This is a genomic window from Roseimaritima multifibrata (genome assembly GCF_007741495.1).
GTDB lineage: Bacteria > Planctomycetota > Planctomycetia > Pirellulales > Pirellulaceae > Roseimaritima > Roseimaritima multifibrata.
The window spans coordinates 944,047-960,747 of record NZ_CP036262.1; the positions used below are offsets into that span (position 1 = coordinate 944,047).

The 16,701-nt window shown below is 54.3% G+C and carries 12 protein-coding genes; 9 read left to right on the plus strand and 3 right to left on the minus strand.

From position 1 onward, the window contains the following. Positions 1-10: 10 nt before the first annotated feature. Complete coding sequence (locus FF011L_RS03530; RefSeq protein ID WP_145350177.1) at positions 11-2,287, minus strand: FAD-dependent oxidoreductase; 2,277 nt, start codon at positions 2,285-2,287, stop codon at positions 11-13. Between the two features lie 377 nt (positions 2,288-2,664). Here FF011L_RS03530 and FF011L_RS03535 point away from each other — a divergent pair, with 377 nt between their 5' ends. Then, positions 2,665-4,320, plus strand: coding sequence for an alpha/beta hydrolase (locus FF011L_RS03535; protein ID WP_246109707.1), 1,656 nt, complete (start codon positions 2,665-2,667; stop codon positions 4,318-4,320). A 92-nt stretch (positions 4,321-4,412) separates the two neighbouring features. Here the strand turns inward: FF011L_RS03535 and FF011L_RS03540 are convergent, their stop codons facing one another. Next, positions 4,413-5,726 (minus strand): threonine/serine exporter family protein, encoded by a 1,314-nt coding sequence (locus FF011L_RS03540; RefSeq protein ID WP_246109957.1) that lies wholly within the window; start codon positions 5,724-5,726, stop codon positions 4,413-4,415. 1,029 nt (positions 5,727-6,755) lie between these two features. On the opposite strand from FF011L_RS03540, the gene FF011L_RS03550 reads away from it, so the two are divergent. Continuing rightward, on the plus strand, positions 6,756-7,493 hold the full coding sequence (locus tag FF011L_RS03550) for a ribonuclease E inhibitor RraB (RefSeq protein WP_145350182.1): 738 nt from the start codon (positions 6,756-6,758) through the stop codon (positions 7,491-7,493). 314 nt (positions 7,494-7,807) lie between these two features. Continuing rightward, a complete protein-coding gene (locus FF011L_RS03555; RefSeq protein ID WP_145350184.1) occupies positions 7,808-8,107 on the plus strand; it encodes a hypothetical protein in 300 nt (99 codons plus the stop codon). 280 nt (positions 8,108-8,387) lie between these two features. On the opposite strand, the gene FF011L_RS03560 is transcribed toward FF011L_RS03555, so the two are convergent. Continuing rightward, positions 8,388-9,794 (minus strand): DUF3300 domain-containing protein, encoded by a 1,407-nt coding sequence (locus FF011L_RS03560; RefSeq protein WP_145350186.1) that lies wholly within the window; start codon positions 9,792-9,794, stop codon positions 8,388-8,390. A gap of 315 nt (positions 9,795-10,109) precedes the next feature. Between FF011L_RS03560 and FF011L_RS03565 the strand changes: the two genes are divergently transcribed. From FF011L_RS03565 to map, 6 genes are all read left to right on the plus strand, one after another. Beyond that, positions 10,110-10,643 (plus strand): sigma-70 family RNA polymerase sigma factor, encoded by a 534-nt coding sequence (locus tag FF011L_RS03565; protein ID WP_145350188.1) that lies wholly within the window; start codon positions 10,110-10,112, stop codon positions 10,641-10,643. Between the two features lie 35 nt (positions 10,644-10,678). Continuing rightward, positions 10,679-11,635, plus strand: coding sequence for a hypothetical protein (locus tag FF011L_RS03570; RefSeq protein ID WP_145350190.1), 957 nt, complete (start codon positions 10,679-10,681; stop codon positions 11,633-11,635). 154 nt (positions 11,636-11,789) lie between these two features. Continuing rightward, positions 11,790-13,415, plus strand: coding sequence for a c-type cytochrome (locus FF011L_RS03575; protein WP_145350192.1), 1,626 nt, complete (start codon positions 11,790-11,792; stop codon positions 13,413-13,415). Positions 13,416-13,469: 54 nt separating this feature from the next. Further along, the gene (locus FF011L_RS03580) at positions 13,470-14,114 is read left to right on the plus strand and encodes a redoxin domain-containing protein (protein WP_145350194.1); all 645 of its coding nucleotides are present in this window, start codon (positions 13,470-13,472) and stop codon (positions 14,112-14,114) included. Positions 14,115-14,496: 382 nt separating this feature from the next. After that, on the plus strand, positions 14,497-15,498 hold the full coding sequence (locus FF011L_RS03585) for a hypothetical protein (protein WP_145350196.1): 1,002 nt from the start codon (positions 14,497-14,499) through the stop codon (positions 15,496-15,498). Positions 15,499-15,839: 341 nt separating this feature from the next. Continuing rightward, entirely contained in the window at positions 15,840-16,598 is a 759-nt protein-coding gene (map, locus tag FF011L_RS03590) for a type I methionyl aminopeptidase (protein WP_145350198.1), read from the plus strand. The last annotated feature ends 103 nt before the right edge of the window (positions 16,599-16,701 follow it).

Consider the following 16,701-nt stretch of genomic DNA (forward strand, 5'->3'; position numbering starts at 1 on the left):
GCGGTTGCTGCTATTGCTTTACAACACGGATCGCGTCGGCGTGGACTGTCCCGCCGGCTCCGTCCGTGCTGAGTGTGACCGAAACTTTCTGGCCTTTCTTCAGTTGCAGTGAGGCCACTTTCGACTCGGAATGCTCCGCAGTCGTCTCGCCCTGCATGTCGATTCTTTTGGTCCCCTGCTGAGCCTCATCGACGGACCAGGTGACGGGGACCGTGGTGCCACGATTGGGGTGGGGGCAATGAAGCACGATCACGTCGTACTTTCCGTCCTCGGGGATCGCTGCGGTGAACCGGATCGAGGAATTGGAATCATTCCCTGCGTACCGATAACCGTGGGCGATGAACCCTTTCAGCCCGGTGCCAACGGTCCATGTTCCACGTTTCTCGGCAGCTTCGTCATCGACGACGATACCTTTCAGCTTGTTGGGGTTCACTCCCTCCATCGGACCACGCGGCCCGGCGGATGGTTGGACGTCGTCGGGAATGACCATTTCGGAGGAAACGGTTTCGCGGCGCGCGACACCGGGCAGTTTCAGCAGGTCGTCCATTTCGCTCCAGTAACTCTCGTAGACATCACGAGGCCGACAGGTGTGGTCGATGCAGATCGACGCGGCTTTGCCCACGACTTCTCCCATCATTCCGCAAGTCTTCATCACTCGCACGGTTCCCAGTGCTTCGTGCGTCACACTAACGTTACGCCCAGCCATGAACAGGTTGGAAACGTTTCTGGAATAGAAACAGCGATAGGGAACGGGGTAACCGTAAGAACGGTCCACACGTCGGTCGTGGACCGCGTAGCTGATGAAAGGGTTTTCGGGGAATTTTTTGGAGTACTGTTCCTTTGGGTAATGCAAATCGATCGACCAGGTACTGGGCACACATCCGTCGCTAAATTCGTGTTTTTCAACAACGTGATCCTGGGTGAGGACAATGTCTCCCATCAGTCGTCGGCTTTCACGTGGGCCGCCAATGTATGCCACCCAGGCCAATGTCGCGTTCGGATGCCGCTCGGCTCCATCGCCGTTTTTCATCGCATTAAACGCGCCATAGACGGCGCGTAGATTCCAGTCGCGAATTGCTTCGGCGCCTCCGATCGGGTTTTTATCAAATCCACTTTCCCAGAACCATTGTCCATGGTGATCGCGAGGGTAAGGGAAATCCTGCATCGACAGCTGGAGGGCCCACGGGGTTTGCGGGAAGGTTTGCGGTTCCTCTTGTTCTGCCCAAACCCACATGTTGCTCATCCCCATCCGGCCTTCGGGGGTGACGTCGTAATCGGCGTTGGCCCATTCACCCAGCCAGCCATGCCCTGTGCAGTCTGCAAACAAGGGGGCGGAGAAGCGACGGATTTGTCCGCTGCGAACGTCAAAGGCATCGACCGACTTGATAATCCCTTCGACCGTCTCTGCCGCGTAAGCGTGGTGATTGAGGAATAGGTCGATGTTCTTTTCGGCTCGAACCTTTTCTTCTTTTAGGTCGTCAACGAACTCTTCCGCTCGGCCTGGTGATTTGGTCGCATGGTCACAAAACTCTTCGACGATTTCGCCGATCCGTGGATAGTTGCCTCGCCGAATCAGTCCCATGGCCCAGACTCGAACTTCGCTCGATCCGTTTCCGCCCAGCACGCTTCGGTCTTGAATCAAGGCAACCTTGCAGCCCATTCTTGCTGCCGACAATGCGGCGGCCGTTCCGGCGTAACCACCGCCGACGACCACTAGGTCATAGGACCGGGATTCAATCGTATCGCCCGTCAGTCCCAGACGCTCGCGCCGCCAGGAGGACATGACTTCGGCATCGTTCGAGGGCGGGGTTGCATCGGTGCTTAGGTAGATCGCATCGCAGCGTCCATCAAAACCGGTCAGGTCGTGCAACGCAATTTTGTGTTCGCCAGCAGCCAGTTTTACCTTGCCACCGGGCTGCCACATCCAATCGGCTCCGCTGGTTCCAAAGGTTGGTTCCAGAGCTTTCCCGTCGATTTGAACTTGAAATTTCCCCGGTGCCCCGCTCGCTTCCCAGCGTGCGACCCAGTCATAGGTCCTGGTGAAAACGTGGTACTCGCCATCTTCTGGTACGCTGAAAGTGGTGGACGCATCGTCGACCGGTTGCCCAAGCCCGTGAGCCAAGAGGTAGGGAGACCCCATGGTCTGGATAAACTGAGTGTCCAGTTTCCAGCCCCCTTGGTTCTCAAATGCCTCCGCTTCCAGCAGCACATCCGCTGCATTTGTTGAATTTGCCGTCAGGCACGACCAACTGATCAAGACAATCCAGCAGTACAAAAGGCGGCACATCACAGAACCCTAACGTGAAACATGGGGGATTAAAAAGAAACAAGAACCTGTGGCTCATCGTTTCGTTGGTTTCTCGAATCCCCGATTCTACACGAGACATCGTGTGAGGGGCGGGAACGGGCACTAAAGATGCCAGGACGGGAAACTTGGGACCCTTTTCTTGTCCGATGGTCGTGACAGCAAGAATTGAAATCACTAACCTGCCGGTAGGGCGGTGGTGGCTGGCAAACATCCCCTAATTTGGGATCATACGGACAGTTTTCTTACCGTTCTGCTAAGAAAGTCGTTGGCATTGGGCGGACGCCGCTACGCTAATGAATCGTCTGAACGGCCAATACCTTACCCGCATCAAAAATACTCGTCTGGAGTCTTCCCCCGTGAAAAAATGGTTGCACGAATACTCTCGATCATTTTCCTACGTCGGATTGGTGGTGGCGACTCTTTTGTTTGCTGGCTCGGTTTCGCCGTCTTTGCTTCCTCGTCCTCCGGTCGTGCAAGGGATTCTCTCGGGGTTTGTCCTTGCCATTGGGTATGGAATCGGAGTCCTCCTCGTACTGACTTGGCGATTCCTGCAGTTGCCTATTGTTTCGGATAAAACCAAGCTCTGGGGAAAGCGGGTCTCGACCGTGATGGTCGGAATCATCGCGTTCTATTTTGTTTGGAGCACCTCGGATTGGCAAAATTCAATTCGTGAGCGGATGGATATGCCTCCCGTCGAATCGGCCTATCCAATCACCTTTTTCACCATCGCCATCCTGTGGTCTTGGGGCTTGGTTTTGTTGGCCAGATTCCTGCTTCGCTGCAATCGTTATCTGTCCGCAAAACTTCGGCGTTTCGTTCCTCGCCGGATCGCAACGGGAATCAGTACCTTTATCGTTTTCTTGGTCACCATTTTCGTGGCAAACGGGGTCGTCACCGATGGTGCACTGAATCTGGCGGACAACTTTTTTCTGCAAGCGGACCAGATGATCGACGAAGGGATCGAACGTCCCGAGCGATCTCTTGTCTGTGGCAGCCCGGATTCCCTCGTCCCTTGGGATATGATCGGCCGCAAGGGAAAGACATTTATCGCCGGTGGGCCGACTGCGGAAAGTATCGAAGCGGTCACCGGGGAGACAAGCCTGGAGCCAGTGCGAGTCTACGTCGGAATGGAGACGATCGACGACGAAGTATCGCAAGCCAAGCTGGCACTTCAAGAGTTGATTCGCGTCGGTGGGTTTGACCGGTCCATTCTGATTGTCGCAACCCCGACGGGAACCGGTTGGCTGGATCCAGGGGCCGTCGATACGGTCGAGTACTTGCACAATGGGGATACCGCCACGGTAAGCATTCAGTATTCCTACCTGCCCAGCTGGATCACGATTTTGATCGATCCCGATCGTTCCAAACGTTCCGCAAGAGCCCTTTTCACGACGGTCTACGACTACTGGAAAGGGCTTCCTAAAAACGGACGTCCTAAGCTCTATTTGCAAGGGCTAAGCCTTGGATCACTGGGGTCCGAAGATGCTGCCGACTTGCTGACGATCTTTGAAGATCCGATACATGGAGCCGTCTGGAGCGGGCCTCCATTTCCGAGCCAACAATGGAAGAAGATTGTCCACGATCGCAATCCAGGGACTCCAGAGTGGATGCCGACTTATCGCCAACAAAGGATCATCCGCTTTACCGCTCAAGAAAACCACTTGCAGATCGATAAACCTTGGGGAGCGATGCGGAACGTCTACATCCAGTATGCCAGCGATCCGATGGTTTGGTTTTCCCATGACTTGGCATGGCGTCCCCCCGCGTGGCTGAATGAACCGCGTGGCCCCGATGTTTCGCCTCAATTGCAGTGGTACCCGCTGGTAACCTATCTGCAAGTCGCCTTTGACCTTGCGATTTCGACCAGTGTGCCGGTTGGGCACGGCCACAACTACAGTCCCGCCAGTTACATCGATGCGTGGATCGGAGTGACCGATCCCGAAGGCTGGACACCCGAGAAGATAGCTCTCTTAAAGGAAACGATTGTTCCCCCAATCGATCCCGATCCTTGAACAACAGAGCAATACCCCCATCAGGATCCTCAACCACTCAACCGAGTCTCCTTGTCTCCTTCACTCCTTCACTCCTTCACTCCCCCACTCCTTCACCCCCCACTCCCACCCTCCCCCTCAAGGTCCACCAACGGCTCGCTTCCGGCCAAACCCCTCATTTGCTTCTCCGTCGGCATGATGACATTGGCCACCAATAAACCGGCGACAATCGAAACGGCGACCAGCAGCATCGTTGCGACCGTGCGAACTCCGCCAGACAAATTTTCGTGGATCATGATTGCTGACACGCCAGAAAATCCCATGCTTCCTGGAACCAGTAGCAACAGGCCAGGCATCAGCATGATTGAAGCGGGCTGGTTCTTTACTCGTGCAAACAGGTTGCTCGCAATGCCGACCGCAAGAGCGGCGGTCCATGCGGCCGCGGGCGGATCTAGAAAGACATCCGCGCTGACCACGGTTCCATAGGCGATACAGATCGAAAGGAGCATCCAAATTCCGTCGCGACGTCGTGCTCGAAACAAAATTCGAAAAGAGATTGCTAGCGGGACAAGCAAAAGCATTCCCCAGCCGACTCCCATGGCTGGGGAGGCATCGACCGGAGTATTTACGAAAAACGTTTTGGCGACTCCGTAGCCCATAACGACTCCGAAAATGATCGTTAGGAATGTGGTTAATGCTCCCGCCATTCGAGCGGTTCCAGACGCAAGGTTCTGTGTCGCCAATTCATTGATGCTAACGGTGAACTGCAGCCCGGGCACCAAAAAAATGAGGCCAGCGAGCAGCGTGGTTTCGATCGTTGCCGCGGGATAGAACCACTGAATCAGACTGGCGAGGGCGGTGGCAACAAATCCTCCCAAAACATTATTTAGATGTTCAGGGAACCGACGCCATTCACAAAATAGACTCAAGCAACCGATCACCAGCCCGATCAATCCAGCCGCCAGCACTACCGTTTGGCTTCCGCCAATAATGACGCCCACCCCAGCGCTTGCCATTCCGTAAGCGAGCACCGAAAGGACCAACGGATATTCGTAGTTAGTCTGTTTGATGACCTGCAATCGATCCCATGCGTCCTGCACCCCCAGTCGCCCTTCACTGATGTCGTCATACAGTGCGTATAGTTCTGCCAGCATCGCCAGATTGACTGCCACTGGGGATACCCGAATCAGCCGTGTGGAGTCCTGGTCATCATCAAAGGTGACAAACAAAGATGTCGGCGTCGAAAAGAAATGAGCCGGTACCCCTACCTGCTGAGAAACCTGTTCCATCCGCTGTTCAAGTTCGTACGCGGGGGCTCCCCCGAGATGCAAGCAGCGTGAAAGTTCCACGACCAATCTTTGTGGAGTGGATTCAAGCGTGCCGGTACGGCGAATTTCACTAGCGAAATGTATCGACAGATTCTTCACAGCAGTCAAAACGAGCCAACCTCACAAGGTGATTCCAAACGGCATTGCAACGCCTCACCGGCGTTGTCGTTCACATCGATGTCCGAGAGTCCCGCTCCGCTGGAGCTGCCTCGGGTCACGCGGCGTTTCGTCTTCGTTGAAGAGACTTACAGCCAAAGCGGGCTATCGATTTAACATTAAGCGGGAACAGACGATAGCCCTCCAATACTCAGATCCCCAGCTCCTCCGCCACACCGATCCTTTTTTCCGCTCCGGACAGCCCGACCGCCCCGAATCCGCGGCATTTGGAAGGTGAACAAGATTGTGCGGGTTTGCCATAAGAGGACACGCCGGGACTTGTTTTGTTCACCTAAATGTACGGATGAGTCCTTCTATTGCAGCCTGCTGCCTTGGTCGTTTTAGCACTGCGGGTGAGTTTTCGATTTCCTTTCTGTAGCTCTGTGGTTTAAGCCGAGAATCGGCGGTTTCGTTGCTCCAGTGTTGCTCGCTCGGCTGACCGAACGAACCTTCGATCATGATCGACGTGACGTTTCTCGCCTCTCGATCGAAGGTGTCGCTTCGTCGTTTGCCAGTCGCCAAGGAGCTGAGCTCGGATAGCGTTGGTGAGGCCGGAGCCGAGTACGAGTACCGCGACGCTGAGCACGAGCACGAGCACGAGCACGAGCACGAGCATGAGCACGAGCACGAAGTACGAAGAGGGCACGAAGGCAGGACCCGGTCGTTCTGAGGACGACGGATGTTTTGGCAATGAATCGTAGTCGTACTTAGGGCGCAGCCCGGTGCTCGTCGTCCTGTTCACCTCGCGGCACCGATGACCGAACCAACCTTCGGCTATGCTCGCCCTGATGCTTAATTTCAATCCGGAAGGAAGAAGGCCGGAGGGGCAATGCGATATCGTTGGCGTTTTGTGACGCCTCGAGGTGGAACCGGTGGTAAACGGTGAACTCAAACACTAACCTTACCTCAAGAGGACCCGGTTGAAACCAAGGTTCGGCGAATGATGACACACCACAAAGCTGGAACGAAACAATGGATGAAGAACCCGATGTTCATTTCGACATCGATGCGTTATTTGGTCATATGGCCGCCGACGTCGATTATAACCCCGAAGACGAGCTGGACTGGGTCTTTGTGCTGCGGTCGAAAGATCAGGGCGCTTTAGAACAGGTCGCCCAAGACTTGGAATCCGACTTCACGATCGAAGTACAAGGGAGTGTCGAAGAAATCGTTGATGGCAAGGTCACCGTCGGAGATCCGATTTTGACTCTCAGTCGAGTCGCGGCCTTTACCGCGGATGACGTAAAACAGATTGCTGCGCAAGTTCAAGCGATCGCTGACGAGCGTAGTTTGACCTACGCTGGCGTCGAGTGTTACGAGGCGATCGATGAAGATGAACTGTTCGGTTGGCTCGCGCCAGAGGATGCTGGATGGCGTTTGCGGGGGATGACCGAGGTTGGGCTTGAGGAGAACGCGGAGTTGCCCTGGGTGTTTCTTGCCGTTGCACCGAGCCTTGATGCATCGACGTCGATTGCGTCGGCACTACAGGAGGCGGGCTTTAGTGACCGAGATGACTATGACGAAGCGGACGAGGAGGGAGATTTCGCAATCTGCGTGTTCGTCGTGGGACGCAATAATGAGCTTGAACTAGACATGGCTTCCCAGAAAATCGCCAAAATCGCAGAATCTCATGGTGGTAAATTGCTTGGGGTTCAGTTCTATACCCGTGACGAAGTTGCAGACGTCTTCGGTTCTGGCGAAGAGGAATAAGCCCAAGACCGACGATCTCTGAATCGCAGCAAAGTGGGGAGGCGATTTCTGGCCGCCCCGTTATCGTTCTCCCTCGCATGATGTGTTTTGCAAAATCCCTTTTTGTTCGGAACACGGATGAGCCAATCGAGATCATCGCATGGTTGATTTCGATTGGCGTGGGGCGGGGGCCTGGGCTTCGCTGGAGTCGTCTAGGTTTCCGTTGGCTGGTGGCAGCGACAAGTGTCTGCCGGCCGCTGAGCTGAAAATATTCCCGCGCCGTTAAGGTTGTTAAGTTTTTTGTAAATCCAATACTCGCTGCGGGGATCATGTTCGTGTTCAAAAAACTACTGATTTCAGTTTCGTTGGCCTTGCTATGCGTCGGGTGCGATTCCGCGGCTAAGAAGCAACAGGCGGTGAATGCGCAGCAAGCAGCAACCTTAGCTGAGCTCAAAAAACTTGGGCAATCGATGCACAATAGCCAGGCCAAGGAATCCGCATCCGCTGGTGCGGCGACTGATGTTCCACCCGTTTCCGACGATTTCAACAGCGAGGATGCATCGGGATCGCTATCCGCGGCTGACAATTCGGAAGCTATTGATGGCAGCGTGGCTTCTCCAGTCCCGGCGGAATAACGGATTTTGTAGCAACTCTTCTTACCGCTGTGAGAATGCCTGCGTCCTATTCGTCTGCAAGCGATCCACCAGCCTGCAGATTTGCAATTGCCGAAGTTTTCATTCTTGGCGATACGTCGCGAGCCATCCGGCCTTTTGGCGGGGGTGAATCCCGCTTCAATGATTTTCGCCGCGTACGCTGTGTCTGGTAATGCCGTGCCGGTCGATGACCTTCTGTCGCAGTCCGTTATCGAATCGTTGGACGCAAGGTTTTTGCTTGCGTCGTTCGACCGGGGCCTGCCTATCGGCGACCACCGCCGCTGCGACTTCGGCCGCCACCGCTGCGACCGCTACTGCTGCGTCCCCCTTGGTTGATGTTGTTGCCGCTGCGGCCTGACAGGGACGACGAACCAAGTTGAGAGCGTTGCGACCGGCTGAGTTGTCCTCCGTGCGATCCGGAATGGACGGATGCGGTGGGCCGAGCGAATCCGCTGGCTCCCGCTCGTTGGCTGTTGCCTCGCTGATTCTTACCATTGGCACGGGAGGCTGCGCCTGCTTCGCGGCTGAAGGGGCGATTCTCGGATCGCGAGGTCGAGGCGGTTTGTACGTCGCGGCTATTTTCCGTTTGGGGTTGTGAACCGCTGCCCACAGAGCCATCTCCTCCGGTGAAGGTCTGGCTCCCCTGATCGGTCGTCAATGTCGTTGAGACTTGTCCATCGCCAGCTTCCGTCGTCGTGCTGACATTTCCATGAGTCGACGAAACGTCCGTCGAGCCGTTGTAGCTGCTGTTGCCCACGCCACCGGCGGTCCCCGATGACTGATGGCTAATGGATGAACTGCCGTAGCTGCTTTGCGTTGAAGTCGATCCACTTCGGTCGAAATCAATGGTGCCGTCCGCGTTTTGCTGAGTCGATCCCGATCCCGTGTGGGCTCCGGCGGCATAGTCGCCAGTCGCCGGATTGACCACGGCCCCGGCCGCAGCCGATTCAACTTGATAGCCGGATGCTGTGCTGGTGAGTGATGCTCCCGCACCACCAGCGCCATAGACCGTGTTTCCGTTTGGCCCGCTCACTGCCCCAGCACCAACAATGCCGGTGATGGTCGTGTTACCTTGGGACGCTTGGCTGTTCACGACCAGTTGGTATTCTTCCTGCAATTCGTGGACGGCAACTTTTCCCCAAAGTGCAGCGGTGTAATACCCGTAAGCTGGTGAAACATATGCCGTTGCGACAGGTACGTACGCGATCGAAGGATTGGTTGAGGCGGAGTGAATGGTCCCATTTGCTTGAGCCGCCTGGAATCCGGCACGGACGCGATCGATGGCAGCCCAGACGTCCTGGATTTGAGTTCGAGCGGCGATGCCTAACCTTGTTGTGAGCGGAAGTTGCTGGTCCAACTGCTGCAGTAGATCTGGATAATTCGTCAGGTAGAGAATGCTCTCGGAAGGTGCGCTGTTGAGGTTTCCTGTAGCCGCTTGATGCAACCGTGAAGGATCTTGAGCCGCTTGCAGGATGTGTTCCACGGTCTGATCTGAGTAGAAAGCGTTGCTGGCAACAAGGGCGTCCAATGCGGGAGCCGATAGTAACGTGACGGGGAGTTGCTGTTGGGTTTGCGCAATAACGGGTTGCGGTAAGTTGACAACAAATACCATCAGGCTGGCAAAGAAGCAGGTTGATGCACCAACTGGTTTTCGAAAGTGAGATAACATCGTGGTTGTGTCCGAACGGAGTAGTTGAGAAGCGATGTGAAACCGAATGATCGGTCGACATAGGTAATTGCTTGCTTGCCGGTGATCGAGGACACAAAATCATTTTTTCTTTAGATGCCAGTGCGGTTCCTGCCGTCGTTTACTCCTCCCGGTCAGGTCAACCAGCAGAATCGTTAGAATCGTCGGATCTGGTTGTCGCTGAATTTCGTTCTTTTCCCTAAGAAAAATGTCCTCGATCGTATTCCTGCGGCCAATATCTAAGAAGAACCTACGTCGTAAACGACCTTGACTTCACTTGGATGCACGCCAAATCTCATGAATTCGTCGCAACCCAATGCATACGATTTGTTTGAAATCCTTGTGCGTGAGAACTCGCGGATGCTGATGGCGTACATTCGCTGTGCGATTCGTGATTCGGCGTCGGCCGATGACATCTGGCAGGAAACGATGTTAGTCGCTTGGCGGCGGATTAACGAGTTTGATCGTTCGCGACCATTTGGCCCTTGGCTTCGAGGCATTGCCGCTCGAGTGATTCTAGGATTCGGACGCAAGCAGTCGTACACGGTCCAGGTTGACGAATCGACTCTTGAATTTCTCGATTCGCGATTCGAGAACCTGCAGTCGCTCCGTGGTGACACGTTGGACGAGAAACTGCAAGCGTTACGCGATTGCGTCGCCTCATTGCCGGAACATTACCGGACCTGCATTGAGATGCGGTTCATGAAAGGGGTCAAACCGAGCGAGCTAAGCAAGCAGATTGATTTGACGCTCGAATCGGTCAAGAAACGACTCGTTCGTGCCAAGGCAATGTTAGTAGCCTGCATCGATAAAAAAATGATGACCGAGTAGTTTGAACCAACATCCTGTTTGGCGAGAGTAAAACGATGACGCGAGATCCAAACCGACTGTCCGATGCGAATGATCAGTTCATTGAATCATTGCTGCAGGAAGCCTACGACCCCGGCGCGGAAGCCGATGACGCTCGCATCGATCGTTTGATGGAACAAATTCGCGACGGCCAAACGGATCCATCGGCAACGGTAGAACTCCGCAAATCGCCGCTACAATCTGCAAGTCGGTGGGGGGCCCGGTTGGCGATCGCAGCTTGCGTGTTGATCGTCTGTGGGTACGCCGTTATTTCAATGTCGGGGTCCCATTCCGCTTATGCCGCCGTGTTGCGAGCAATCGAAGTTAATTTGCCAACGCGTGAATACCGTGTGCAGATGACAAACCGCTGGCCGGTTGTGGGCGAACGTGACGTAACGGCCAAACTTTACGTGAACAATCGTGACGAGTTCTGTGTTTGGCACCCAGGCTGGTTGCCAGGTGGTGAAATCTGGGTGGGTGGCGACCTGGACTCTCGTTGGATCGTTCCCCGGGTTGGTCCCATTGTCACTGGTGATGAGGACTTGATCGCATCGGCATTGCAAGGACAGGGCTTGGGGACCCCGATGTTGCACCTGCGGACATTGCTAACTCGAATGAGTGAGGACTACGATCTGAGACTCTTGGCTGACGAGGATATTTCAAACCCTCGTCAGCCGAGCGAATCGATTCGGTGCCAACATGTTACCGGTGTCCGCGCTGTCTCCAGCGGCATGACCCCGATCCAAATCGACCTGTGGGCGAACCGAGAAACGGGAGTTGCTGAGCGAGTGGAACTTGTATGGCCTCAAGACACGGAAGCCTGGTTGCCGCTGCGGTGGCGAATCGATCTCATTGCGTTTCCGGAGCTGGCCGACAATTGGTTTGAGTTCCAAGGACACAGCGAGCCCGGTCGTATCGTTATGCCAATGCCGTCGGGGATTTCCGAGGATCCACCTGCCCTGCCGTTACGTTGATCTGCACTCGTTCTCAAATGTCGCTGACGCTGTGATAATTTTTAAAGTTTTCGGTCCTCGACCGGATTGGTTCTGACAATAAGAAAGTGATCGACACACGTTTGTGGCCATCGACGCCAGCATGTGTTGCCACTTCATTTTGAAGGAACCGAAGATGCGTCTGTTGAAAAGTTTTTTGATCGGTTTGGTTTCCGTGGTTGCCTCCAGTGTGACGGCATGGAATTCCGCAGCAGCGAAAGATCGAATCATTGCATACGATCGTGATATAGCGCCGATCATGCGTGAGCATTGTGCAGGATGCCATCGTCCTGGGCAGTCCGGGCCATTCTCGTTGTTGTCGCGAAGCGACGTGGTCCGTCAGGCCGCAACGATTGGGGCCGTTGTTGAAGACGGATACATGCCGCCATGGAAGCCCGTTCCGACAGGGATCAAGTTTGCCAACGATCGGCGTTTGACGCCTGAAGAAAAAGACTTGATCGAACAGTGGGTGTCGCAGTTGACTTCCCCTGAATACGAAGCCGAGTTGGTGGATTTGCCTGTTGAGCCGCTTGACAGTGTAAACGAACGCAGTGCTTGGTCATTGGGGCCACCCGATTTAGTCGTGCGGATGCGAGAACCGTTTGCGGTGCCCGCAGAAGGTCCCGATATTTATCGTTCGTTTGTAATGCCGGTCGGTTTGGCCGATGATCGATGGATTAAAGCGATGGAGCTTCATTCGATGGCGCGTGGGACCGTTCATCATGCTCTCTTTTTCGTCGACCCCGATGGTACCGCGAGAACTCGGAGCAAACGGGATGGTCAGACCGGATTCAGTGGAATGAGTTTCCTCAGCCCTTCGGGATCAGGCTTTGACGCGATCGCAAAGAATATGAATCGTGGGCTGGGAGGTTACGTCCCTGGAGCCATCCCGAATCGACTGCCTGACGACCTTGCGAGAAAACTGCCTGCCGGAAGCGATATCGTGATGCAGACGCACTTCCATCCGATCGGCCGTGAAGTCAACGAACAAGCCGAACTGGGGCTCTACTTTGCTAAACAGCCCCCTTCCCAGCGGATCATTCCAATCCAAGTACCTGCCTTGTTCGGCATCGGTGCGGGAATCGATATTCCGGCCGGCAATGAAAACTACTTGGTCGCCGATACCTATAAACTGCCGATCGACGTCGAAGCAATTGAGATCGGAGGGCATGCGCATTATCTATGTAAGAGCATGCGTATGACGGCTATCCAACCCGATGGTAAACAGCTCGACTTGCTGCGAATTGATTCATGGGATTTAGATTGGCAAGATCAATATCAATTCAAAAATCGGATCTCGCTCCCTAAGGGGACCATGTTGCGAGTCCAGATCCGATACGACAACTCGGATTCAAATCCTAGCAATCCGTTCTCTCCACCCAGACGCGTCCAGTGGGGGCGAGAATCGAATGACGAAATGGGGTCGATTGTGCTGCACGTGGTCGCAAGAACGGAAGCTGACCGTGAGGTTCTGGAACAAGATATTGAGCGGTTTACACTTGCAAGTATCCGTCGTCGCATCGATTCTCGCACCAAAAGCTTTAGCCGATTGACGGGGCTAAAACCCGGTGTGAACCTGTTGTTGACCCTCTTCGATCGCAACCACGATGGTGCCCTGCAAGGTGAGGAAATCCCTGTTTCTCATCGAAACAACTTGCTGGACTTTTTTGATCTGGACGCGGATCAAACTTTAAGTTCGGCCGAACTGAAACGAGCTCGTGAACTTTACGCAAAACTGATGCAGAGCGACGACGATTCCTAAGCCCATACGCTCAACCTTTCAGCATCTTCTTCCAACACTTCAGTGGTCTGAATCATGATAATAACTTCCTTCTGGCAACGTCCCTTCCCTTGGATATGTGCTCTGTTTCTTATTTTCGTGTGTGGACGTGGTGGCGTCGGGTTCGCCACGGATGCCACGACTGGCCAAGTCCACTCCCCTGCGACCGTCGCAAATTTGGTTGGGACGGACTTTAGCGGGAAGGAATCCAAGCTGCGGAATGGCGAATCCAAAATTGCGACGGTGATTTTCTTCGCCAAAACCGATTGTCCGATCGCCAACAGCTATCTACCTGCGTTGCAGCGAATGAAGGACGAATTCCATCCACACGGAGTTCGATTTCTCTTGGTTTATCCGTCGCCGGTTGTGACAACGGAAGTCGCTCGCACGCATGCGGAGGAATTTGCAATCCAAATCCCCGCGTTTATCGACAGCGATCTAGCCGTCGCTGAGGCGTTGGACGCGATGGTGACGCCCGAAGTATTTGTTGTCGATCCCACTGGAACCGTCCTTTATCGAGGACGAATCGATGACAAATATGTGGGCTTCGGAAAGCGTCGATCCGCAGCCACGCGAGAGGACCTGTGTGAAGCCCTACGCGATGTCGTCGCAAAACGTCCTGTGCGTGTACCGGCAACCAAACCGATTGGGTGTATCATTGCTCGGCACGTAAAACATTGAATGCCCAGGAAAGAATATGGGGTGTTTCATGCGTCCGTGGGATTCCTGTCCAGGCTTGTCAGGGCCCATGCATGACTCCAATGAACGTTTTAGAAAAAGGGACGGAAGATCCTGCTGTAAAGTTAGGGTTTATGCCACCGCAATTGGGAAATCGGTGGAATGCGGTGAAGGCACGCATTAACCTAATTCGAAGAAGTTCTGGCTTGATTGCCAGGAGTGGTCTCATTCAACATTTTGGAACACCAGAAACTACTTCGTCACCGTCCCGTTCGTGGTGAGTGACTTGGATCTGTCAACGTTTGTCTGCTGGCAAGCTTGTTGATCACTTTTGTCTTGATTCAGCTGGCCAGTTTCCATTGTCACACGCATCAGGTTTACACAGATGATTCATCGGAAGTGCACTGCACCTATTCTTTCCCTCTTCGCCTGCTTGAGCGTAATCGCGTCTCTGGCCGCTGGCGATTCCCCCGCTGGGGATCGTGCGATTGTTGAAGAGATGCCAGGAGTTGTTGGGTTTTGGACTTTCGGCGAAGAACCCGGGCAGCCCAGGCTTTCGACTGGCACCGAAGAGATCCTCCCTTTGACGGAAGTCGGAGGATCGATTCCTCGTGTTGAGGGTGGTCCGTATTCGGGATACGCCGCAAAGCTGGACGGAAAGCACTACTTTAAAATCCCATACGCTGAAACCGGCAAACTGAATATCTCGGGGCCTGATGCTCAGGTCAGTATGTTTGCGGTTGTGCGAATCATTGACTTAAAGCAAAGCCGTACGATCGCGGGGATGTGGAGCGAAGGCAAGGGACGCAACGACGATACCGGAACGCGGCAGTACGCATTGTTGATGAATATGCCAACGTACGGGGGGCCGCGTCAGCTTGTGCCGCACATCTCCAGCGAAGGTGGTGTGACTCGGCGAGCCGACGGAAGTGCCTTTCCATGGTGTGCTGACTACGCGGCGTCCGTCAGCGAAGTGCCCGAGGAGAAGTGGTGTACGCTTGGGTTCACGTATGACAGCAAGTACATTCGCGCTTATGTGAATGGCGTGATGGAACCACGTAAACTACAGGCGAAAAAAGATAGACGCGACGATCCTTATTTTACTCAGGAAGGGCCGGGCGGCGGCGATCGCGGCATGAATCCCTATTATCACGGACGTGGTATCTTTCAATACGATCCCGAAAAGCATGCCACGACAAAGCCTAGCGGGGGTGCTGATTTCACCGTTGGGGCTCGCTATGCAGTCGGTTCGTTCACGGGCGAAGCGACGATCGGGCGATTCGGTGGCTTGGCGGTCTTTGATCGTGCCCTCTCCGACGCCGAAATGAAACAGCTTCACGATTCAGCAAACGTTGAAGCGTTGAACATCGCTTTCGACAGCGAATGACGCACGCGGCGAACCAATTGATTTTGATAATGTTCTTCGACTGATTTGCTCCGGCTGCTCTCTTGATTAAGTGGATTGAGAGTTCGCATCAACGAATGGAGATTCGTATCGCTGGCTAGGGGCCGGAACTGAAGAACATTGCTCGTTTTTGTTCGGGTAGGTATGCTGAAAGCTCGCAAGATCGGTTCGGTGGGCGAATCATCTGTCACTTTGTATGCCTCTTTTGAGAACGGTGTGGTGCACTCGATCTGCGAGTTTGCACATTGCGTTTCGACATGACGGCTGCAATCTCGGTGTGGATTCTGCTGTGAGTCCTCGCTCAGCTGGAATAGGGTAAAACGATGACCGTAGAAAATCAGGACGATATTGATGGGGTCCTGAATGCTGGACGGGTTGTTGCCCGAGCTCGCGATGCCATGCTGAACGCGGTGGAACCGGGAATAACGACCGCTGAATTGGATAAGGTCGGAGACGAGTTGCTGGATCGCTTTGGGGCCAAGTCTGCGCCCAGGGTCACTTACAACTTTCCAGGGGCAACCTGTATCAGCATTAATGAAGAGGTTGCACATGGTATTCCAGGTGACCGAATCATTCGGGCTGGGGACATTGTAAATGTCGATGTTTCCGCCGAATTGGACGGTTACTTTGCCGACACGGGGGGGACCGTTGTTGTGCCGCCTGTGGCCAAGGTCAAGACGCGTTTGTGTGATGCCACTCAATTGGCATTAAAGCTGGCGATCGCCGAAGCTCGAGCAGGGGCTCCGATCAATCGAATCGGAAGAGCCGTTCAGCGAACCGCGAAGTTACATGGGTTCAAAGTGTTTCATGATCTTGCCGGCCATGGAATCGGGCGGAGTCTCCATGAAGAGCCTGAGGGGATTGTCAGCTACTTTGATCGTCTGGATACACGCCGACTGAAACTGGGGCAAGTCGTTGCCATTGAACCATTTCTTTCAACCAAAAGTACTCGCGTGACTCAAGCGGATGATGGGTGGACTCTCCTCGCACACCCCCAGAATCTTTCCGCACAGTACGAACACACGATTATTGTGACGAGGGGTGCCCCGATCGTTGCGACACTTTCAGATGTTCGCTGCTAACTGCATCACACCCTCTGCCACGTTATGCTGGGCATCCTAGTTGCTGTTTTTAAGCGATTTAGGCTCTTGCTTGGAACAATGTTGGTTTAACGTCCAGCGACTA